This window comes from Candidatus Margulisiibacteriota bacterium, from assembly GCA_028715625.1.
Taxonomy (GTDB): Bacteria; Margulisbacteria; Riflemargulisbacteria; order GWF2-35-9; family GWF2-35-9; genus JAQURL01.
In genome coordinates, this window is the sequence record JAQURL010000014.1 from 17,397 (window position 1) to 42,869 (window position 25,473).

Sequence of the window (25,473 nt, forward strand, 5' to 3'; positions counted from 1 at the left end):
TTACGAAAATTGAAGGTTCAGGTTATCATAAAAATATGAAAAAAATATTATATCTTCTTTTAATTATAGTTTGTATACCGGTTATGGCCATGATAGAAAACAAACCGTCCGGCTTGATGCTTCTCTATGTGGCAACTCCGAATGTCGGTGTAGTTATTTCCTTAAACGGTAACGTCGGTATCGGGACAACAAATCCTCTTACAAAATTGCACTTGAAATATGACGGGTCGGTTATAGACGGATTGATGTTTGATGATACCAATATAGCAAACCCCCGAATATGGAAAATTGGCGCAGGTGTGGGATTGGCCGGGGGATTTGGCCTTTATGACGCAACAGCTGCTTCTATTAGAGTGATGGTGAGCAGCAATGGCAATGTGGGAATAGGGACAACGAGTCCGGCTTATAAATTAGATATTAACGGCTCTGTACGTTATGGTTCCAGTCAAACAAATCCTGCGAACTATGATCAGCTTTATTCAAGTGCCGGCGTTTATTATAATGCTGATGGCACTTATTATCATGATCTTGTTCAAACAACAGCTCGCCCATATGTATCAACGGGGGTAACAGCGGGCGGTTATCATCGCGGAATGATGACTGATCTGACATATTATGATTCCGGCGGAACATATACAGGAACTCTGGGTACAATGACCGGTTATCAAACCAATGTGGGTATAGAAAATGCCGGTAGCGGAACAGCAATCACCAGTGTGACAGGGTTTCAATCAAATGTTTTTAGCTACACCGGAACAACAATAGCCAATGCTTATGGTCTTTATCTTGCTTTTGCCGGCGCTGGTACGGTTAACAATAATTATGGTATTTATCAGGCTTCAGCTTCGCAGAAGAATTATTTCGGTGGTGCTGTCGGTATCGGAACAGTCAGTCCTGATTATAATTTGCAAGTAAATAGCGATACGTATGCTGCTAACATAGCTATCAGTACTAAGGCTAATTATAACTCGACGTTGCTTTTCGGTTCGGATATTGATGGCGGGACCAATACGCGCTGGGGTATTCTGGGCATGGACTATCCGAATAATGTTTTCAAGATAGTTAATGGCGGCTCAAATGGCGCATTCGCCAGCAACACTAAAGGCTTAATGATAAATCCTTCAGGTAACATCGGTATAGGTAATATCAATCCGGATGCGAAATTGGATATAATCAGCACAACCGATAATAATCCCGGTAGCAATCAGGCGATACAATTTAACGGTCTCTTTGGTTTCAGAATGGATGCAGGTACTTATACAAATTTGAATCTGGACAGATACAGTGGAGGTTGGGCTTCCACACCAATAATGACTTGGGACAGAAATGCCGGGTACGTGGGGATAAGTGCTGCAACCCCTAATTATTATCTTACAATTGGAGAAAATACAGCTGGTAATAATACTAATTATTCTCTGGCTGTATTGCGTCACGGATCAATGGCTAATCCAGGCACATATAGCAGTGCAGCTCCTGCGCTCTATATAGGTGATATTTCAGGAGATGGCCCTTCTGCTGGAATAGATACGACAGGAGTGGTGAATTTTTCATTAGCCAGAGTTGGTGACAGCGATACATATGCGGATAATGCTACACTTTTAATGCTGCGTAATGATACTGGCGAAGGTATTAGGGTTTCTGGCAAGCGTAATGTTTTTATCGGTTATGGAACAGCCAGCGCAACATCCAATCAAACAGGAGGATTATTAGTTAATGGCAATGTAGGTATAGGGACTACTAGCCCGAATGAAAAATTGTCGATAGCTAATGGAAACCTGGATATTTTGAATACAAGCCCATATATTAATTTTTTAAGAGCCGGGACTAATACTGATTATCAGGTGATAAATGATGCAGGTTATTTTAGAATTAAAAAAGCAATTGATGGAGCCACTTGGTCTGATCTGATAACAGTAAAAAATGATGGCAACGTTGGAATCGGGACCGCAAGTCCGGGAGGATTTATAAATACAGGAGAGTATTTTAAACCAGATTCTTCCGGTACAAATACTGATATTTATTCCGCTAATAATGAAGCGGTTTTGAACTTGGTTTCAAACCAAAACGCGGTTGGCGCGCACATCGGCGGGCTATATTTTACCAGAGCCGCTGGCAATACTGATGCTCACAGGCAAATTGCCGCTATTCAAGCCAGGCAGACACAAGCCAGCGGTATTTCGGGTGGAGATTTGTATTTTTTTACCAAAATAAATGGCAGTGGTAACGGAATAGACAGTCCTAATATGGCCATAACAAATCAAGGTAACGTTGGTATAGGGACAAACAGTCCTGCGGGGAGACTGCATGTTGTCGGGGGTGGCCTATATGTTGACGCAGATGGTAGTGGCCAATTAAATCTTCGTGGCAGCAGTAATACCGCAAATCGATTATATATGGGATACAATACAGGCAGTGATTATACATATATTCAGGGTGTAACTGATTTTATTTCCTATAGAACATTGGCTTTAAATCCAAGCGGTGGCAACGTTGGTATCGGAACCACAGCACCTAATTATAAATTACATGTTAATGGAGAAGCTCAAATTAATAACACGGGAAACTCTACTTTTTTATATATAGGCAATGTTGATGGTACACGTACCTTTGGTGCGTTGGGCACCTCGGCTGATAATAATGGCTATTTCAGAATTCAAGCAATTAAAACATCCAGTACTTACGGTGACATTGTCATGAATAACTCCGGTGGCAACGTTGGTATCGGAACAACGAGTCCTGGTGCAAAATTAGAGGTATCGGGAGACTTTAAATTAAACTATAGTTACCGCCATTTGAAATTGTTCGATATCAGGGGTGTTTCCACAGCCGGAGATTATTTTACAGTTGAGCATTATAGTGACGGTAGTGGTGAAAATGCCACATATGCAACAAGGTACTATGATTCTTCAACAGCTACAATAAGCGGTCCTTTATTTAGTTTGAGCAGTACTGGTTCGGCATATTTAGTTAAAGCCGGAATAGGTTATTCAGACTCTGGTACAGCTACCTTGGCGGTAAATGGTAATGTAGGTATAGGGACTACTTCTCCGGCAGTGAAACTGCATGTTTCCGGTGGATCCGGTATGATTGAGAATACATCACCTTATCTGATTCTAAAAGACAGCAATAATACGGATCCTGCCGGTTTAGTCGGTTATATTAGCATTCAAGGCTCAGACAGTTTGGAAAAAGCCTGGATTGGTGATGGTGGGTTAAACGCACTACTTAGTTTTTATGGTGGGACCGGCTATAGTTCAAATTTTTATACAAATGGTGCAGAGCGCGTGAGAATTGATATATCTGGCAATGTAGGTATTATGACTACAACGCCGGGAGCACCTTTGGAAATCTATGCATTTGATGGAAAGCATATACGATTGAGTGAGGGTGTTACCAATTACGGAGAAATCGGTTATGGTTATGCAGGCGCGGGCGGGGCCATGACCTGGATAGGGACAAACTTAAACTCTACCAGCTTAGCAAGAACACAATCCAATGTATCCTGGCCGAGCTGGTTTTCACTTTATGATACATATAATGATTATTACTATGTAGGGAGAATAGCAGCAGGTGGTGGGTCCACGGTAACAGTTCCTTTTTTTATTAAAAATGATGGCAACGTCGGTATCGGAACTACAAATCCGCAAAGGATATTACATGTTCATGCCACGACAGACGGCAACTTATGGGTCAGAGCGGGTTCCGAGTTTGGTGCTGGTTACAGCGGAACAGCCATTCAGTCTGTTAATGATGCTAATAATACTACTACAACGTTGAACCTTGCCGGGGCACCTATCGTCATGTTGGGTAACGTTGGTATGGGTATAGCTAACCCAGCCTATAAACTGGATGTGGCTTCCGGCTGGGTAAACTCGGTCAGCGGCTACAAGACCAACGGCGCGGACTATGCTGAGTACTTTGAAAATGAAGAACAAATCTCTACAGGTTCGGTGGTCGGAATAAATACAGCAACCGGTAAAGTAAGAAAATATCAGCCGAGTGATGAACTTCTGGGGATTTGCACCGAAGGTCACGGTTTTATTGGGAACAATATGGATGAATCAAATGTTAATTATTCTCTGATAGGACTGCTTGGCCAGCTGGAATTTAATAAAAATGAAACGATTATTGTCGGCCGTCTGGTGAAAACAACCGATGGTAAAAAGATCGGGATACTTCTCAGCAATGGGAAAGTGTTTATTGGAAAGTGAAAAGTTAAACCGCACAAGTCATTACGAGGAGTGAAACGACGAGGCCAGCCGTCGCTTTACCGCTATAGCTGGCAGGCAAGTCCGGAATGACAACGCAAACAAACATTGTAAAGTTTTTTCAATATTCAATTGCCCTCGAAATTCACTTAAAACCATAGTGCATATTTAAAATCGTCGTAGTATAATACTCTCCGGTTTTTTGTTTTTTTCGTGGTAATTGCCCGACACATAACACTTACCACCTAACACATATCACTTTTTAAAGGAGGCATAATAGATGGGGACAAAGAATGTGTATTTTTTTGGAAAAGGAAAGGCCGACGGTAACGGCAAAATGAAAGATCTGCTTGGCGGCAAAGGTGCCGGCCTGGCTGAAATGACAAATTCCGGTGTAGCCGTGCCTGCCGGTTTTACAATCACTACTGAGGTTTGTGATCACTATTATAAAAATGGTAAAAATCTTCCTGCCGGACTGGAAGAAGAAGTTGAAGAGAATATAACAAAACTGGAAGCAACCATGGGTATGAAACTGGGTGAGGAATTAAATCCTCTTTTGGTTTCTGTCAGATCAGGTGCCAAGGAATCCATGCCCGGTATGATGGATACCATTTTAAACCTTGGTATTAATGATAAGGTTGTGGAAAGTCTGATTAAGAAAACAAATAATCCGCGTTTCGCCTGGGATTCCTACAGACGTTTCATTCAGATGTTTTCCGACGTGGCCATGGATGTGCCCAAACACAATTTTGAAGAAGCGCTTACTGAGGCCAAACATAAGAAAGCCAAAGATACAGGCCGTGATCCTAAAGAAGTAAAGGATACGGACTTGTCTGCTGATGATTTGAAACAACTGGTTGTAGTTTTTAAAGGAATTTATAAAAAAGAAAAGGGCGAAGATTTTCCTCAGGAACCCCGCAAACAAATGTGGGCTGCTATAAAAGCTGTTTTCAATTCCTGGAACAATGAACGCGCGATCGTCTATCGTCAGAAATATAATATTAAAGGTCTGCTCGGTACTGCCGTAAACGTACAGTCCATGGTTTTCGGTAATATGGGCGATACCTCAGCAACCGGAGTATGTTTCTCCAGAAACCCGGCCAACGGTGAGAACAAGTTTTACGGAGAATTTCTGATCAACGCCCAGGGTGAAGACGTAGTAGCAGGTATTCGTACGCCGCAGAAAATTTCTGTGGAATCTTCCAAAGAATGGTCCCAGGTACATGGTATTTCCGAAGAGGACAGAAAAAACAAATATCCTTCTCTGGAAGAACTGATGCCGGTCGCCTACAAGCAGCTTATAGAATATAAAAATAAACTGGAAAAGCATTACCGTGATATGCAAGATATGGAATTTACCATTCAGGAAGGCAATCTCTACATGTTGCAGACCAGGAACGGTAAAAGGACCGGGTTCGCCGCAATAAAATGCGCTGTGGACATGGTAAAAGAGGGTCTTATCGATGAAAAAGAAGCAGTACTCAGGGTTAATGCCGACCAGCTGAACGAGGTTCTTAGACCGGTTTTTAATAAATCGGACAAAGAAAAGGCAAGAGGTGAAGGCCGGATCGTGGCCAGAGGCCTTAATGCCGGTCCGGGAGCAGCATGCGGCCAGGTTTATTACACAGCGCCAGAAGCAGTAGAAGCTGCTGAAAAACGTGGTGAAAAAGTAATTCTGGTTCGTTATGAAACAACTCCTGAAGATATTAAAGGTATGATTGTGGCCCAAGGTATTCTGACAGCAATGGGCGGAGCCACTTCACACGCTGCCGTTGTGGCCAGGCAGCTCGGTACGGTCTGCGTAGCCGGCTGTAACAAACTGCATATTGATTATGTGAAGAAGCAGATGACTGTAGATAATCAGGTTGTAAAACAGGGTGATTTTTTATCAATAGACGGTTTTACAGGAGAAGTTATCCTGGGTAAGATTACAACTATTCCTTCAGAAATTTTACAAGTTTTAATTGAAGGAACTTTGCCGGTTGGCGAGTCGGAACTTTTTCAGGAATATCAACTGCTAATGAGCTGGGCAGACAAGTATAGAACCCTCGGTATCAGGACTAATGCCGATCAACCTGATCAGAGTATAGTTGCCAGAAAATTCGGAGCAGAGGGTATAGGGCTTTGTCGTACAGAGCATATGTTTTTCGGCGGAGACCGTATCAAAGCCGTGCGTGAAATGATTTTAGCCAGCGACACAGCAGGACGTGAAAAAGCTCTGGATAAATTACTGCCCATGCAGGTAGACGATTTTGTAGGTATTTTTGAAGCTATGTCAGGTTTGCCGGTAACTATTCGTTTACTTGATCCTCCTCTACATGAATTTCTACCTAACAAAGATGAAGAAATCAAAGAACTCGCAGCAGAAATGAAAGTAAGTTTTGACGTATTGAAAAACAAAGTCAAATCTCTGCATGAATTTAATCCTATGCTTGGACATCGCGGTTGTCGTTTGGGTATTACCTATCCTGAAATTTATGACATGCAGTTCAGAGCTATAATTCTCGCGGCCATAACCATCAAACAAAAAGGTGAAGATATTGTTCCGGAAATTATGATTCCTCTTGTGGGTGATGTAATGGAGTTCACGATACTAAGAGATAATTGCGTGAAGATCATTGAAGATGAAACCAAAAAAGCCGGTATCAATCTGGATTACAAGATCGGAACGATGATCGAAGTTCCCAGAGCGGCTATTACAGCAGACACTATTGGTAAGGAAGCGGAATTTTTCTCCTTCGGTACCAATGATCTTACTCAAATGACTTGCGGATTCAGTCGTGACGATTCCGGATCATTTTTAGGTGAGTACGTAGAAAAGGGTATTTATGAATTTGAGCCTTTTCAGGTATTGGACCAGGAAGGTGTCGGCGAACTCATGAAGATCGCCGTACAAAAAGGCAGAAGCGTTAAGTCCGATCTGAAAATGGGGATTTGCGGTGAACATGGCGGCGAGCCAATGACTATCGCTTTTTGCCATAAAATCGGTTTAAATTACGTAAGTTGTTCACCGTATCGTATACCTATTGCGCGTCTGGCTGCGGCACATGCTGCGTTAAAAGCGTAATAGTTTATAGTTAAGTTTTTTTTACAGAAGGGTTGAGGGGATATTTTCTTCAACCCTTCTGGTTTATGGAATGATAAAGATAAATGAAATATGAATAATCAATGACTTTATCTAACAATACTATCGATTCCATCCGTGACAAGACTGACATTGTAGAACTGATAGGTCAGTATGTAAGGCTCAAGAAAAAGGGCCAGAATTTTCTCGGTCTCTGCCCATTCCATCAAGAAAAAACCCCCTCATTTACCGTAAATCCGGTTAAAAATATCTGGCATTGTTTCGGGTGCGGTTCTGGTGGAAATGTTTTTGGTTTTCTTACCCGCATAGAAAATATCAATTTCATCGAAGCAGCCAGAATGTTGGCAGAAAAAGCCGGAATTACTCTGGAAGAGGATAAGAATTATTCTCCGGCCATAAATGATAAAAAAAATATTAACTATGAAATAATGAAGCAGGCGCTTGTTTATTTTGAAGCAAACCTTTCGGAAGAAAGAGTCTCAAAATACTTAGCTCAGCGCAAGATCAACACAGGGATTTCTGCTGATATGCATTTGGGTTATGCTAAGGCCCAACCTAACTCCTTATATTTATCCTTAAAGAAACATTACAGCGACAACGATTTGCTGGATACCGGTCTTTTTGTGGACTCGCATTCCGGCATACTGGACCGTTTTATTGACCGGCTTATATTCCCAATTTTTGATCTGCAGAACAGGGTAGTTGCTTTTGGTGGTCGCACTCTGGGTAATGATACTGCCAAATATATAAACTCTCCGGAAACCATGATTTATCACAAAAGCGATCATTTGTTTGCTTTAAATACAGCCCGTCCCTTTATAAAAGAAAACGACAATAGTCTGATACTGGTGGAAGGATATATGGATGCATTGGCCCTGTACCAGAGCGGTGTGCGAAATGTTTCGGCTGTTCTGGGTACATCGCTTACCCCACAACAGGTTAAACTCGCGGAAAGATACGCTGAAAATATTTATTTGTGTTTTGACGCAGATGATGCCGGACAAAAAGCTGTTATCAGGGCGGTAGAACTATTGCGTAATACTCAGTCCAAGGTTAAGGTTATTAATTTACTGGACTGTAAAGACCCGGATGATTTTGTTAAAAAATACGGTGGAGAAAAATTCGCAGAACAGATAAATACTGCCTTGCCTTTATTAAAATTTGCTCTTTATCACATAATAAATCAGTATTCACCTTTAGGTAAAGCTGCACAACTGGGCATTGAAGATAAATCCCGTATCATCAAGGATGTTAAAGAAGTTTATGCTGAACAGGATGAAATGATAAAAAATGAATATATCGGAGAACTGGCCCAAATTTTGAAACTTGATAACGAATTTATTAAAGCGAAGTTTTATTCATACAAAATTTTTAATATGCGCAATAAAGCTGTTTATTATAATACCAAGCAAATCGGCAAACAGGAAAAACAGGAAAAAGAAATTTTATCAGTACTTATCAATGATACCGATCTTCGCAAGGAATTTGTACAGAAATTTTCTGAGTACGATTTCGAGGACAAGGATCATCAGGAGATCTTCAAGTTGCTCAGAGAAAACATTGATAAGAAAGTAGATGAATTGCTCAGCGATTTGCCAGCTGAAATTTCCAAGCGCATAACTGAGTTTTCTATGCTAGAATCTATCATTAACAAACGTTTGCATATCGAGGACCATTTTAAGTCATTGCAGCAGCGAAACAAAAATAAAAGGATAGCATTTTTAAAATCAGAAATAAATAGACTTGAAAAACTGGCTGATTTTGATAAACTAACATTGCATCAAAAAGAGTTATCAGATTTAATAAAGCAATCATGAAAAAAGAAGCAACCTTCAAAGAAGAAACTTTCGAAAAAGATGGTCATATCCTGGATATCCTTGATAAGAACGAAGTAGAGCTGGAAGAAATAGACATTATTGTCGACGAAGCAGTCGAAGAAGTGGCCGAAGAAATAGAAGAAGAACTGGAAGAGCTGGAGATTGAGGAACTGGCCGCTGACAGGGCAGACCGTTTTGATTCCATCAAAGCTTACCTCAAAGAAATAGGTCGTATCAAATTATTAAAACCTGATGAAGAACTGGAAATAGCCAGAAAAATTCAGGATGAGCATGATGAGGAAGCACGCAAGGTTCTGATCCGGACTAACTTGCGCCTGGTAGTAAGCATTGCCAAGCGTTACAACGGCAGAGGGTTGTCTTTTCTGGACCTGATTCAGGAAGGCAATATCGGGTTGATGAAAGCTGTAGAAAAATATGACTACAAAAAGGGTTATAAGTTTTCTACCTATGCTACCTGGTGGATACGTCAAGCTATCACCCGTGCGATAGCGGACCAGTCGCGGTCTATTCGACTGCCGGTGCATGTGGTGGAAACAATAAACAAACTGAAAAAAATATCCAAAATGTTCATGCAGGAAAATAAGCGTAAGCCCAGCGAAGAAGAGCTGGCTACTTTAAGCGAATTTCCCATTAACAAAATTCGTGAGCTGGTAAAAATTTCTCAGCTTCCTATATCACTGGAAACTCCAATAGGAGATGACGACAGTAACAATTTATCCGATATAGTGGAAGGAGATTCCGCTAAAAACCCCGAAGAAAAAGTGCTCGCCGACCTGCTGCGTGAAGATTTGGAAAGAGTGCTTTCCAGTTTTCTTACCGAACGTGAACAGATGGTACTGCGTCTGCGTTTTGGTTTGCATGACGGCATGCCCAGGACTTTGGAAGAAGTAGGTCATGTGTATAATGTAACTCGGGAACGTATTCGTCAGATAGAGTCAAAAGCTCTGGAAAAACTTCGTCAGCAGACTAAAAATAGTCATATCGCCTCATATTTAGCGTAATTTTTTGAGTGTCATCGCGAGGAGCATTTACGACGTGACCAGCTGTCCCAGTACTATGGCTGGTAAACAATCCTCTAAAGTAATAGTGGATTGCTTACCTGCCGAAGCCCTTGGGCGAAGGAGGGCCGCGCTTCGCTCGCAATGTCTCCGTCGCCATGCGAAAAGTCCTATAGAATGGTTGTTGAACAGATATAGTTTTTTGTTTTTTTTCAAAAGGAACTACTCATGTTTTGCTTAAAAGCGCTTAATATATTAAAATAATTGAATAAATCAACTATGAAAAAAATGAAATTTATTCATTCAGCTTACGAAATAATTTATAGGCGATGCCAAAAATTGGCACCGCAAAGTAATGCTGGAGGTATGGAAGATATGAATAATAAAGTAGTAAATGTAAAAGAAAAAGTAAGAGAATTCAGTGCCGATAAAATAAAATTGAATATCAATGGTTCATTATTATCAGTAGCCGATATCATGAAGATGGCAAATGGTAAAACAATATTGATAGACGCGATCGATAATGTAATAACAGAGCTAAACGGAGGGTATCAGTTTTCTAAAGAAATAGCTGAGGATTGGGTAAACAGATTACTTCTTTTAACCAAAGTAGGTCAAGAAGTTATGGCTGATCCTTATGCTATGTTAAAAGATACCGCCAGATATGCCCCTCCTCAATTTTTTACTCAAGATAAATTAGAAGAATACAAAAATAATTCTGATGTAATAGTTCTGGATACTATGCCTAATGTCGCATTAAAAGATCCGTCTCCTGCTGAAAATAAAATTATGAAACATACACTCAGAATAATACCTGCCGGTGGTGTGGACTCTACCTTTTATAAAGGATTAAATAAAGAAGAAAAAGCACAATTGATGGAAATGTTATACGATAAAGAACTTGTGGATGTTTTTGGTAAGTATGATGCCAAAGATTATATTATAAGATCTTTTGCTTCAATTAATGACAAAACTGAGAAAAAAAATGTATCAATAATTGAATCATTAATTGTTAATTCATATAAAAACGGCATTCGCAATATTGCTTTATATGGTAATGGCATGAGCTATCAACCTATTAAAGAATATTTAGATAAAAAATTCGGTCATATTAAAGATTTAAATATTGTTGTAATACCGCAACCGTTATTACCGAAAATGAAAAAAGTTGATAATGAAGTTATCATCTCCGCTGCAAATGGTGGTTATCCCGGTGGCCATGGTCATGGTTTGAAATCATGTCTGGCACACGAGGAGATTCAGAGCCTTATTAAAGAAAATGATTTAACAAATTTTTATTTTAGTAATGCCGATAATATACCGGCTGACAGTTGGGGTGCAGGGCATATAGCAAAGGTTATCAACAATTTGGATGATAAGGATATGGCATTTTTCTTTGTATGGGAACTATTGCGTAAAGGTGGTTTCGGAGGCGAAATTCAGGATAAACTTTTAAATGTTTTATACAACCAGGTTATAGAAGTAGAGCTTGCCGGTAAATGCGGAGTAGATTTAAGCAAATTTGCCGATTCCAAAGGTGGATATAATACAAACGTCGCTGCTGGAAATTTAGAAAAAACCGGTGAAACTTTTAAAGATATGCCCATGGCTTTGAAACAAAAAGGAAATGAATATATGTTCGAGGCGTCGCTCGGAACAGCAGCTACAACTAAACAGGATCATAAAACCGGAGAACCCAGTTTGCAAAAAAATACAAAATCTGTGTTAGGCCCTAAAGAAGCGGCCTTTCAACATTGGATGCATATTGCTATCAGAGCTAGAGGTGACCTGTTGTTCGCTCTTATGTCCAACCTGGTTAAAGTAGTAAAAATCGATACAGAATATGGGCCATTATATACCTTAACAATGAATAGAAAAGGTGATATGCCATTCCCTATTCTTAAAGGAGAAATTGCTGATAAAGCAAATACTTTTGAATTTGTCAGAGCATTTATTAATGCTCATGTTGATGTTTCTGAATTTACTGGGACAATTGAAATTAATGGTAATCCTAAAGATGTTACATTTACAGGGAACATTAAATTTATAGGTGGAATTGACTCAAAAATAACTTTTAATTTTAACAGAACTGGTGGTGTCAACGGTGGTATTTTTGACATGACTGAAAAGAAGAATGCGGAATATACATTTAATTAGAAAAATATATAGTTCATTTTAGTAACAAAAGCAGGGTTAAATCCCTGCTTTTTTGTTATCTTTTTCGTTAACGGATTGCACGCAAAAAATCCATGTATACTCAAATTGACAGGAGCATTTCGCAATGCTATGATGACGAAAATTTCAAGCAGAGGTGGTCAAATGAAAACAAGTTCCAAAAAATGGCTGGCAGTATCAATAATTTTATCCTTATTTTTAATAGCAGGTTGCGGTACCGCAAAAAAAGTTGCGGACGGAAATAAACCTGTTGAAGTTACAATCTGGATCATGCCGAATTCCTTAGAACCAGCCAATGATTTGGAAAAAGTTTTGGAAGGTTTCAACAAAAGAAACAAAAATATCAAAGTAAAAATTACTTCACTGGACTGGGGAGCTGCCTGGGTTCGTATCACCACAGCAGCTGTTTCCGGCGATGCTCCGGATATCGTCCAGCTTGGGACAACCTGGGTTGCGGCCATCAGCAGCATGGGTGCTTTGTATGATCTGAGCAACTGGATCGGCGAGATCGGCGGACCAAACAAATTCCTGGCTTCTTCCTGGAAAACTTCAGGTATTGAAGGTTCCAATCAGGTTACAGCTATTCCCTGGTTTGTGGATGCCAGAGCAATGTATTACAGAACTGATGTTTTCAATAAACTTGGTCTAACAAAAAAAGATGTCGAGACCTGGGACAGTTTTGACAAAACTTTACAAAAAATTCAAAAAGCAAATTTGATGATCGACGGTAAAAAAATAGCACCTCTCGGAATACCGGGTAAAAATGACTGGAACGTAGTACATAATTTATCTCCATGGATCTGGAATGCCGGCGGTTCTTTTTTAACTGATGATTACAAAAAGAGTAATCTCGCTTCCAAAGAAGCAGTACAGGGAGTGGGTTTTTATATCAGTCTGGTTACCAAGGGTTATGTAAGCAGAGCCTGCCTGGAAAAGAATACTTCACAAGTTGAAAATGATTTTAACAATGGTAATTTTGCTATTATTTTTGACGGCTCTAACGAACTGCGCGGATTAACAACATCTCCGGAACAGGGTGGCGCATCAGATACATATGTGGCTAAACGTTTTGATATTGCTCCGTACCCGGAAGGCCCAAAAGGCAAATTTACATTTGTAGGCGGTAGCAATCTGGCAATTTTTAAAGGTTCCAAACATAAAAAAGAAGCTTGGGAAGTTATTAAGTATCTGGTTTCCAAAGAAGCTCAGGTTGAATACGCAAAACGCAGCGGTTTTATGCCTGCTAACATCGAAGCGTTTGATGACCCTTATTTTACTGAAGACAGTCGCAGAGCAGTTTATAAAGAAGCAGTAAAATTCGGTCGTGCTTATCCCAGTGTTCCTTCCTGGGGCTTGATAGAACCTATCTTGGCACGCAGGTTTGGCATCATGTGGGATTATGTGCTAGAATCTAAAACAGCATTAAAATTCGATGATTTCGAGAAAATTCTTAAATTGGCTGATAAAGAAGTAGCTTCAATCCTCGAAAGAAACGAATAATACGATTGAATTAAATTTTTAAATGAAAAAACAATCGGACAAGACGTTTAAATATTATTTTAGAAAATATAGAATAGCATATTTATTTATTGCTCCTACTCTGCTGGGAATGATACTTATGCACCTGGTGCCTATTGTCCAGGGTATTTATATGTCTTTCCTGAAACTGGACAACTTTACTTTAAGCCAGTACCTTGGTGCTCCATTTGTCATGTTCAAAAATTATTACGAAGTAATTCTGAATGCGGACAGTCCAATGCGTATAGGTATCATTGAATCGATACGCAACACCATAATTTATACCGTCTTTGTAACAGTGGGCCAAATCGGTTTGGGTATGATTGTGGCATTAATGCTGCATCAGGATTTTAAGGGAAGATCTTTCGCCAGAACATTATTCATGTTTTCGTGGATTGTTCCAACGTATGTTACCGGTATTCTCTGGGGATTTATGTGGCAGCAAAGTATCGGCATCATTAATATTATTTTTTATGATTTTTTTAAAATACACATTATCTGTCAAAAAATAAATATAATCATACACCTGCTCAAGTTTGACGCGATTATAGGACTTTTTAATGATTTTGTTGTTTGGGATAATCAGATAATGTTTACGATAATAAATAGTAAGAGCATGATTTTAAAATTAATTTCTCTTCTGATTGTTTCTTTTATTGTTGTAAAACTTTTTGAATATCTCAATAAAAGAATATCCAAACGTTTATCCTATTTATTCTTGGTTGTATTTTTGTTCGTGGAATTCATGGCTCTGATCAACGTGCAGATACCTACGTTAATACCAACAACCTATAAGCCATTCTGGTTGGTGGGCCCCAATACAATCTGGGCAATTATCATACCCACCATCTGGCGTTTTTGGCCTTTATCCATGCTTATGCTTCTGGCAGGTTTACAAAGTATTTCCACTGAGCTTTACGATGCGGTAAAAATTGACGGGGCTAATCGCTGGCAGGCTTTTTGGAGTGTTACCTGGCCTATGCTTAGACCGGTGTGGATGATCCTGATATTATTCGGACTTATTTATAATGTTTATTCTTTCAATATAGTTATCATGATGTTCGGTAACGGAGCAGGGTTCCCTGGAGAATGGGGAGACCTGATGATGACCAACATTTTTAGAAATTCTTTTATGCGCTGGGACTTCGGTACAGGCGCGGCAACCTCCGTATTATTGCTTATGGTTATGATTGTCGCGGTTAATATCTGGTTCCGTTTCTATAAAAAATCAGAGGAAGTTTTCTAATGGCCAGGCTTATAACTTATTATCAGCGTGAAAGAATAATCAGATTTTTCAGTATAACCCTGATGATAATTTTTTTAATTGTGAACCTGTTTCCCATCATCTGGATGGTATTTTGTTCATTTAAAAACAATAATGACATATTAAGCGGAAATGTAGGTTTCAGCAGGGTGAACACAAGTGTTTATTCATTTTTGAAAAAAAATAATAATCTCTATATATTTTCCGTAGACGGCTCTGTGGCCAATTACAACATGCAGACTCATAAAATTGTTAAACAGCTGACAATCAAAGGCCAAAGTGTTAATTATTCCGCAGATGACAAATTTTTTTATCTGACCAATGTAAACAATGGTATCTTTAAAGTAACTCAAGATTTGCATAAAATTGTTAAAAAAGCAGGTATGCCGATAAAAGGTGTCGATACAAATAAGTTTGGTAATACATCTATTATTAATGATGACAAATATCTTTATTTTACAGCTGAACTCAAAGGAATAAAAAAAATATTTGTATACGACAAAAAGAACCTTAAATTACAAAAAACAATTCAACTTGATTTGGCTGATTCCGATTTTATTCGTTCTTTAAATTTAATAGACGGTTACATCTACATCGGGACCAATCTGGGTTTGCTTAAGATGGATAAAAATACACAAAAGGTTGTAGCAAATGTTTCTTTCGGTGAAGATTATTATCCATCCGGTGTACAGAAAATACTTGCTATAAAAGGTAATAATCTGATTATTCTTTTACAAAACAATGTTCTATTTCTGGATATGCAAAAACAGGAAATTATCAAAAAAAGAAATTATACTTTGATGCGTTTTGAAGACGGTTTGATCCTGGATAACAAGCTATATCTTGCAAGCGCAGCTGGTTTGGCAGTAGTTAATTTGGACAATGACGCTATTGTCAAGCAATACAAAGGACTTTTTAAAGAGCTTAAAGATGGTGTTTTGATAGATCCAAAAAGTAATTATACAGCTAATGAATTGAATACTATTTATAAAAATAATGACGAATTTGTTTTGGGGTCTTCTTACGGAAGACTTTCCTTTATGAAAGAAAACGCTGACGATCCTTATCTGGATTTACAATTACCTCCCGGCTATCGACTTGTTAAATGGCAGAATTATTCCGACCTCTGGAAAAATATAGATTTCGGATTATATTTGAAAAACAGTGTCATAATTTCCGGATTTACCATGTTTTTTGCTATGATCCTGGCCACTTTGGCATCATATGCTCTGGTAAGATATAATTTTAAAGGTAATAATGAATTTGGCATAGCCATTCTTTCCACGCAAATGATCCCGCAAATTATGTATTTGATCCCCCTGTTTATTATGTTTAAATGGGTTACAGATGTAACCGGTATCCCGATTAAAGGAACTTACGCCGGTTTAATTTTTATTTATACAGCTTTTTTTGTGCCTTTTTCAATATGGATACTACGAAGTTTTTTTGCTTCCATTCCGGTTGAATTGGAAGAAGCCGCGCGTATAGATGGTTGTAACGGTTTCCAGGTTTTTTATAAAATAGCGTTACCCTTAGCAATTCCCGGTATTATTGCCACAGGGATTTACGTATTTCTTACCGCGTGGGATGAGTTGATGTTCGCCTGGGTGCTTACCAACGCGGATACGTTAACCATTCCTATAGGCATTCGTTTATTTGTAGGAAATTTTCAGAATCGTTACGACTTGATGATGGCTGCAGCTACCGTTGCCACGCTACCCGTACTCTTTCTTTTCTTCATGCTCCAAAAACACATCGTCAAAGGTCTCACCGCAGGAGCTGTTAAAGGTTAAATTTTTGTTTTAAGGAATGAATTTTGGAAAAGAAAAAAAATAAAAATCTCAAACAAAAGATAGCAATAGCTATTGCGGTTGTCGTTATAATTATCATTTTGCTTTTACTTCACTCTTGTCAGACTGACAAAAATGACAGGGACAAACTGGCCAAATACAGAAAAGATGCCTATAACCTATTATATATTACCTGGAAACATTACATTACTCATGAGAACTTTGAGGGCGACTGGTGGTCGGAAAAATTCAAACATCCGAAAATGATAATGGATGACGGCAGGCCAAATGCTTTTATGGACGGAGTAGACCAGGATGCTGACGGGCTAAAAGATATTGACTGGTCAAATCCCAAAAAACCTTTTGAACTGGTAGCAGTCAGCGAATCTTCTTCTTATGCGTTGCTTCGTGCTGTAATAATTAAAGATAAAAAAACATTCGACAAGGTTTGGAACTGGACAAAAAATAACCTTCAACACAGCCAGATTAACTGGGTCTATTACTGGAAGGACCTGAATAGCCCCAAGAACGGCTGGAAAACACCAGATGAACTGGGTATTGAGCGTGATAATCTTTTCGCCTGGAGATGGACTCCCACTATCAGCCCCCGTAATAATAAAAATAAAAGCGAAGACGGGATAGTTTATTATCGCTGGCAGCAGCCCACTGAAGAACATAACCCGAATGACCCGTGGCGTGATGGTTGGGATGCTGCTTCTGATGCTGATCAGGACATCGCACTGGCCCTTATTTTTGCGGATGCTTTATGGGGTAGTAAAAAGGGTGACAGGGTTTATGATTACGCTGAAAACGCCAGGCTTGTTTTAAAAGATATCTGGAATAAAGAAACTTATATTAATAAAGAGCATCGTTATATGGCCGGTGGAAACAATATAAAATCAGTAGAACCCGGATATTTATCACCGTTCAGTTATCGTATATTTGATGATTTTGATCCTGAACATAACTGGATGGACCTGGTTGATTCTTCTTACAGGATATTCGATAAATCTTCTACCGCTGTGCTTTCAGACTGGATAGACAAAACCGGTGAGGTGCATAATCAGAACCCTTATAAAAAGAAAACTCCTTACAGAGCTAATCTTTTACCTGACTGGGTTAGCCTCAGCAAGACCGGTGATGTAACAAACGGAGTGGAAAGAGAAGAACCGGAATTCGGGACCGACGCTTTTCGTGGTTTGTGGCGCGCGGCTGTAGATTATGACTGGAATAAAGACAGAAGGGCTGCAGAATACCTGAGACAGCATAGTCCTAATGGCCCTTATGATTTTTTGAATTTCAGAATGCACGATAAACATGGTGACTGGGCGAAAACAAAAAATTACGATGAAAGCCGTCACCTGGCTTCGGTTTACTGGCATGATGGCGACTATTGTTTATATGAATCTAATTATGAACCACCAGCCAATGCTCTCAACAGATTGGAAGATGCAAATGATTACAGGGCTAATTGTGCGCAGTATGCCGTATATTTATCTTATTTCTGGGCTTCTTATGAACATAAACCTGGTCATAAAACCTTTGATATGATAGAAAAACTGGTTACTCCCATAATTATCCCGGATCAGGACGGTTTCAGTCACCGGGCTTATGTAATCCCAGATGACCAGTTGGCCAGAGAAACAGCTGCTAATATAGCCAAGCAAACACCGGTTGAAAAACGTAATCCTAAAGCCGAAATAGGAATTCCTTACCATGATGGTGACGGTTGGCTTTGTACTGATTCTGACGGCAAATACTGGACTATTTTTGACCATTCCGAGTGGAATTGCCAGATGGATTATTTCAGTAATACCTGGACCTGGTTGGGGTTGGCTTTCTTTGCCGGGGCTTTCAAGAACCAGTACAAATATCAGAATGTTGTACCGGATATTAAGAATTTTTATGTGTATCTGGACAAGGATTATCAGTTCAGAGCTACCGATTATATTAATACCGAGGCTTTTTATATAAGGGCCACAGGTAAGGATAAAAATCCCTTTCACCGGGATTATTTTTATATGAAAGTCCAGACAACTCAAAAGGATGCTAAACCCATTACCATAAAAATGGTTGAAACAGGAAAGCATACTGGAGTTTATCAGGGTATGGGCTATATCGGGCTTGATAGCAGTGATGCCGCGGACAGGGTTGCGGGAAGTGTTGGAAAATATGTTGATTTTATAGTAATGCCCAAGCCGAACCTGAAAAAACGCTATAGAATAGGCGCCATAATTTTGACCAATATTATCGAAGATTTTGAAGACGGTAATCCGTTTGATGCAAATCCTATGGCCTGGTGGACAGATTCTCTTAAACCTGAGTCGGGCAAACCCAAATTTACAATAGGAAAAGATAAAGGTATATATATCTGGAAAGATACCGAATGGCATATCCGGTTCCTGGGTAACGGGGATAATGAGGTTTTTTCCGGCATGATACTTACTGATGGTCTGATGAATGCCGCTAAAACCTCAGATTTAAAAAATAATTCTACAATACAGCAATTAAGAAAATCTTTGAATTTTACAATTATTGAGAAAAACGGAGCTACAGGAATTGATTTTACCGCATCCGGCCGCTTTATAATTTTTGATATCAAGTATAACGGTTATTATCAATCCGGCGCTTTTGCTATAGGAGTTAACGGAGACACCGCTTTTGGTGCGCCTTTAATACTACGTAACGAAGGTGAAACAGGTACTTATAAACTAAAAATAAATAAGGAAATGGCTGTAAATTCCAAATATTCATTACAGATAGACAAAAAATATATAGGCAAACCATATCCTTATCTGGGCGGAGTGTTATTTAACCCAGAACATATGGATTGGACCCGTTATGATGAATTTACTTTTGATGTTTACTTGCCTTATGACGTAGGTACTATCAGATGTGATATCCAGGATATAGACGGAACAGTTGTCATTCTTAACGAATATAATCCCTGGAACGAGAAAAAAGGTCCTGGCTGGTATAAATGGCGTTCCAATACATCGCAAGGACTTGCAGTAAACGCAGATTTGGCACAGCCTTTTTCCATTCGTTACCGTGACTGGTGGAAAGGCTGGTCATTTGACGATAATAGAAATGTGGATCGCACCAAAGAAATAGATCTGACCAAGATCAGAAATGTCATGTTCTGTATAAATGGCGGGAACGAAGATATGTCGCAGATACTTATTGATAATCTTTCACTGGAAAGGATTAATTATAATTACGGTTATCATCCTCCCAGATATATAAGAAAAATTAATCTTTTCTCCGACCCGGGATATAAAAAACCTATAAATCTGGCGCAGGCATTAATGCAGGAAGATGTTTATGTAGAAGTTACCGGCAAGGACTCATCACCTGATACTTTTGATAAATTTTCTCTGAGAGCTGAAACCTCAGATAAATATCCCGGTTGTCATGATATTGATGTAGAACTTCTGGAAACCGCAGAAAATTCCGGCATCTACAGAGGTAGTTTCAAAATAGGAGTTCAGAGCGATCCGTCACACGGGATAATTGGAGCAGCAGAAGGACACCAGGTTAAATTATATTCAGATGTCAACAAGGGATTGATCAAGAGACTTCAGGTAGGCAGGTTTAAAATAACTACTGTCGTTGATGATTTTGACGATCTGGCCGCAGGTCAGAAACCGGATTCCTGGTGGATAGATACAATTGACCCGGCTTCCGGAAGACCGATTTATCCGGCAGGTCAGAAGCTCGGTTATTTTGTCTGGAAAGAAGGTAATATCTGGAGAATGCGCTGGTCTGCAGATCAGAAACTGCATCACTTTACCGGAGACCTTTTTACCGACAAAACATTGAAGATTATTCAAAAATATTATTTGCAGGGTAATGACCGGATAGACCAGATTACTCCCAAGCATATTCATTTTGATACAAATGAACAATATGCCGAAGACGGTTTTGATTTTATTACTGATGGCAAGTTCGTAGAATTTCATCCGTTTATCGATAATGAAAAATTTCCTGACAGGACCTGGGTAGGCCCCTATGATTGGAACAAGGCTTATACTATACCTTTTACTGTAAACAACGTTGGTAAAACAAGGTCTTATGATTTGCTTATTTCCAATAAACTGGCAGTAAGCAAGCCTAACTCCATGCAGGTACATAAAACATATTTCAGCAAGGATTATCCTTATATAGGTAAATGGGGTTTAAGCGCTGATTTATCCAAGTGGAATGATAAAGATGAATTTTCCATGTGGATATATTTAAGGGATGACATCGGTAATATCCGAGTTGATTTGGAAGACAATAATCGTCAGACAGCTTGTCTGCACGAATATGACCCATATGATGCGCGAAAGGGACCGGGATGGTATAAATGGACATCAAGTTATCAGTCTGGTGTAGCACTGGCTGAAAGAAAAATTGACGGACGTCCGATAAAGGACAGACAATTCTGGACATCATACGATACACATTTGGAGAAGAATATAGATGTTACCAAAAAATTTAATCTGGGTAATATTTTAAATATAGAATTGTGTTTCGGCGGTGGTGAAAAACGGGACGCTCTGGTTAATATCGACAATCTCCATGTTACTCATTTTAACAGGCATATCGGATATACAAATCCTTTACGTATAAAAGAAATAAAATTATACAGCGATCCTCAATATAAAAATGAGATAAAAAAGCTGATTAAAAATCAAACGGTATACCTTGAACTAATTGGTGAAGACGGTGACAAAAATACACAAGACAAGACTTTCGCTGAAATCATGACCAATGATAAATTCCCGATTAACAAAAAGATTTCAGTCGCTGTTGATGAGACCGGTAGCCATACGGGTATATACAGAGGTAAGTTTAAAATCGGACTGGAAACCGATGATAAAGAAGATATAATCGGCGCTTCCTGGCATAGTGTACTTTCGATCTGGTCTGTGGTTAATCTTAAATATATCAAGAAATATCCGGTCGGGTTGATAGAGCTTGTTTATGTTATCGACGATTTTGATGACAGCAGTATAGATGACAAATATCCTGTAACCTGGTGGATAGGCGGAGCCAAGCCGGAGAACAGGTCTTATCTTTTGCAGGCGACAAATTTTGAAAATCACAAGGTTATGTACGTAAAGAAAAAATATGCCGGAGATGATTACCCATATTTCGGTGCTTGGGGTCTTAAATCAGATGTGGAAAAATGGTCGGACAAAGAAGACTTTGTAATGGAACTTTACTTAAAGAAAGACCCAGGAGAAATCCGGGTAGATATTCAGGACAGAAGCGGGAATCTTGCAGTACTTAACGGTTATAATCCCTGGGACGATAAAAAAGGCCCGGGCTGGTATGAATGGAGAGCAAGCACCGGAATAGGCCGGGATGCGAAAAATGAACTTGTCGATGTGAACAAACTTAATGTACGCAAGTTCTGGAAAGGTTGGGATCCCAATCAGCAGCAATATGTCGATATGACCCAGACCATTGACCTCGATCATATTCAAAATGTGCAGTTTTTGATTGATAGCGAGGGGCAGGAGGGTAAAGAAATATGGATCGACAAAATTTATTTAGTAAATCACAATTACTACCTTGGTTTTACAGCACCCAAGATTATCAGTCGTTATAATTTTTATTATGACCCCGGTTATATGGTGGAAATTTCCAAAAAAGGTGAAATAATATTCAGAGACAATCATGCTGAAATCGTCGGTATTGATGAAGATCCCAATAGACTGGATGTGTTTAACGCTAACGTTCTGATATGGGACAAAAAAGAATCTTATCCTGCACCCGTAATGTTCAGAGAAACAGATGTACATAGCGGTGTATATCATGCCGATTTTGATTTGTTGAAATTTAAACATCCGACCAGCGACAGAGTCCCTACAATAGATAACTATGTATCAATATATTTGAGTTCAAAAGACAAGTCTCAGAAATTAAGAATAAAATCTTTACTTGCTTTTGACTGGTCTTTATTGGAAAAATATCTCAAATCAATAGGAGGCAAGGGCAAAGGCTTTGGCTGGCCATGGTGGTGGTTATTATTAATAATAGTGATTATCATTCTTACTGTTGTTTATTATTATTACCAAAAAACCAAAAAACAAAAAATAATACATCCTGATAAAGTAAGAAAATCCAAGTTGCGCTTTAAGTAACCGAGCATAACTATTTTGCTCAAACTCAGCAATGGTTTCCTGGAAGTAAAAGTAGATCCTGAACATGGAGGAAGAATATCAACCTTAAACCTCGCGGGTATGAGGAATGTTTTTTATACTCCGGCAATTCCTCAAAAAGACGGATGGATAAATAATGGCGGAGACTTTCTCTGGATTGCCCCGCAGGAGCGTTGGGGTTGGCCTCCTATAGCCGAGTTCGATAAGTGCAGGTGGGATATTTATAATGACGAGAAAATTTGTCTTATCTCGCCTGTTTGGCAGGGGATACAATTGCAACGGGAGTTGGATTTCGCAGATACGGATACTCTGCAAGTTACTAACACCTTAATCAATCAGGAAAATTCTCAGTCCTGGGGTTTGTGGAATATATCTCAGATACCTTTAACCGGTCTTGAAATAACCGCAGATTACAGGCATGATATAAAAGTATTTTCTTTTCCGAAGAACGTAGATATGGATGAGTTGATTAAAGAGAATTACCTTAAACTGTACAGACAAAAAAAGAAAATGGAGCTTTTCGGTAAAAAAGGAAAGGACTATAAGCTGGGATGTGTTTCCACAATCCCCAAAATGACTATTTTGACCGAAGAGTATATATTGGAAAAACGTTTTGAGCTGGATACTTCTTCTGATATCAGATATCCGCATGACTGTAATCTGGAATTTTATAAAAATGACGATTACATGGAAGCAGAAGTGCTCTGGCCAATGGTGAGCCTGGAACCAGGTCAGCAATACAGGGCAGTACAATATTTTTCGTTGCAGAGGAGACAGTAAATTTTTTCTTACATACCTTTAGCCAGCAGTAGTTCAGGAAACTGTACGATTGTGGAGACCAGGGAAACCAGGATAATAATCGATATCGGGATATCTTTTAAACAATTCCTCGCTCACCTGCAAAATTTTGAACTTCAGCTTGAACAATTTTCCAGACTATACATCACTCATGCGCATTCTGATCATGTTTCCGGATTAGCTACTTTTTTAAAACGCTCACACATTCCTGTCTATACCAGAGCAAAAACACAACAGGTTTTATTCAGGAAATATCCTGAGTTGCGAGCATTAAACGAAAGATTCAAGTTAATCGATAAACCGGTTTGCCAGGAAAAGGACTTAAAAATTCGTTACTTCAGACTGCCGCATATAGGATGGGTCAACAAGCCGGAAGAAGATACAGGTGAGCATATAGGGTTCCTTTTTGAGTGTCAGGACCAGCGGTTTTCTTTTATGACCGATTGCGGACATCTGAGCGATGGTGTGAAGGAAATTATCAAAGACAGTCAGGTGTTTTTCATCGAATCTAATTATGATCCTGATATGCAGATCAAATCCAGCCGGCCCTGGCCCTTAAAAAAAAGGATAATGGGAGACGAAGGCCATTTATCCAATTTTCAGACAGCCGATTATTTACTGGAATTGACAGACGAACATAAAACCAAACATGTTTTTCTGGCACATATGAGCAAACAATGTAATACCAAGGATTTGGCTGTAAGTACCATTCTGAATAAATTTAGGGAACATAACCGGCAGCCGGCCCTAAAGATACATACAGAACTACCGAAGCGTTATTTTATTAGTTAAAGGGTTAAAAGTGTAAGGTTAAAACAAATACACTGACAACTGCCTGCTACTGTTGGTATAATTAAGCTATGTCTGAACTGGATAAAAAAATACCCCCGCAAAATATAGATGCTGAACAATCGGTACTGGGCGCTGTACTGATTGACGCTGAAGCTATGCAAAGAATAGCCGATGTTGTTAAGCCGGATTCATTTTATAAGGATTCTCATAAATTAATTTTCATAGCTATGCTGGATCTTATGAATAAAAGTGAACCGATAGATTTGGTCACTCTCACGGAAAAGTTACGCAATAAAGGACAGCTGGAAAATGTTGGTGGGGCCAGTTATCTGGCCGAACTGGCAGATACTGTTTCGACATCAGCTAATGTTGAATACTATGCCAGGATTGTTGATGAAAAATCTATGCTGCGCAAGCTTATTACTACCGGTTCCGATATAGTGGAAAGTGCTTTTTCAGAGACATCGGAAACCACAGCTATTCTTGATCACGCCGAGCAGAAAATTTTTGAAATAGCTAATGATCGCCATAAAAAGGGATTTATTCATATAAAAGACATTTTACATCCGGTAATGGATGAAATAGAAAATATGTACAACACCGACACTTCATTATTAGGATTAACATCCGGTTATGTGGATCTGGACAGAATTACTTCAGGTTTCCAGAATTCTGACCTGATAATAATCGCGGCCAGACCCAGTATGGGAAAAACTGCTTTTTGTCTAAACATTGCTACCAATGTTGCAATCAGAGAAAAGAAAACAGTAGGCCTATTCAGCCTGGAAATGTCTAAAGAGTCTCTGGTGCAGCGTGTTATCTGTTCTGAAGCTGAAATAGATGCGAACAAGCTTA

General features: G+C 39.2%; 12 protein-coding genes. All 12 read left to right on the forward strand.

Annotation, left to right across the window (positions count from 1 at the left end; translation table 11 throughout):
• Positions 1-35: 35 nt before the first annotated feature.
• Positions 36-4,211 carry a peptidase G2 autoproteolytic cleavage domain-containing protein gene (locus PHV30_03560; protein ID MDD5456089.1) on the forward strand — a complete coding sequence of 1,392 codons (4,176 nt, stop codon included), beginning with the start codon at positions 36-38 and terminating at the stop codon, positions 4,209-4,211.
• A gap of 277 nt (positions 4,212-4,488) precedes the next feature.
• Entirely contained in the window at positions 4,489-7,275 is a 2,787-nt protein-coding gene (ppdK, locus tag PHV30_03565; GenBank protein ID MDD5456090.1) for a pyruvate, phosphate dikinase, read from the forward strand.
• A gap of 101 nt (positions 7,276-7,376) precedes the next feature.
• The gene (gene dnaG, locus PHV30_03570) at positions 7,377-9,110 is read left to right on the forward strand and encodes a DNA primase (protein ID MDD5456091.1); all 1,734 of its coding nucleotides are present in this window, start codon (positions 7,377-7,379) and stop codon (positions 9,108-9,110) included.
• On the forward strand, positions 9,107-10,132 hold the full coding sequence (locus PHV30_03575; protein MDD5456092.1) for a sigma-70 family RNA polymerase sigma factor: 1,026 nt from the start codon (positions 9,107-9,109) through the stop codon (positions 10,130-10,132). Before dnaG ends, PHV30_03575 begins: the two co-directional genes overlap by 4 nt.
• A gap of 372 nt (positions 10,133-10,504) precedes the next feature.
• The gene (locus PHV30_03580) at positions 10,505-12,286 is read left to right on the forward strand and encodes a hypothetical protein (protein MDD5456093.1); all 1,782 of its coding nucleotides are present in this window, start codon (positions 10,505-10,507) and stop codon (positions 12,284-12,286) included.
• 129 nt (positions 12,287-12,415) lie between these two features.
• On the forward strand, positions 12,416-13,804 hold the full coding sequence (locus PHV30_03585; protein ID MDD5456094.1) for a sugar ABC transporter substrate-binding protein: 1,389 nt from the start codon (positions 12,416-12,418) through the stop codon (positions 13,802-13,804).
• 22 nt (positions 13,805-13,826) lie between these two features.
• Complete coding sequence (locus tag PHV30_03590) at positions 13,827-15,068, forward strand: sugar ABC transporter permease (GenBank protein MDD5456095.1); 1,242 nt, start codon at positions 13,827-13,829, stop codon at positions 15,066-15,068.
• Positions 15,068-16,879, forward strand: a complete 1,812-nt coding sequence (locus tag PHV30_03595) for an ABC transporter permease subunit (GenBank protein MDD5456096.1) — start codon at positions 15,068-15,070, stop codon at positions 16,877-16,879. The genes PHV30_03590 and PHV30_03595 overlap by 1 nt, the downstream gene beginning before the upstream one ends.
• Positions 16,880-16,902: 23 nt before the next feature.
• A complete protein-coding gene (locus PHV30_03600) occupies positions 16,903-23,010 on the forward strand; it encodes a glycosyl hydrolase family 8 (protein ID MDD5456097.1) in 6,108 nt (2,035 codons plus the stop codon).
• Between the two features lie 15 nt (positions 23,011-23,025).
• A complete protein-coding gene (locus tag PHV30_03605) occupies positions 23,026-23,808 on the forward strand; it encodes a hypothetical protein (GenBank protein MDD5456098.1) in 783 nt (260 codons plus the stop codon).
• A gap of 12 nt (positions 23,809-23,820) precedes the next feature.
• Entirely contained in the window at positions 23,821-24,618 is a 798-nt protein-coding gene (locus tag PHV30_03610; GenBank protein ID MDD5456099.1) for an MBL fold metallo-hydrolase, read from the forward strand.
• Between the two features lie 68 nt (positions 24,619-24,686).
• Positions 24,687-25,473 (forward strand): replicative DNA helicase (locus PHV30_03615; GenBank protein MDD5456100.1); only part of this gene is annotated, 787 nt, incomplete at its 3' end.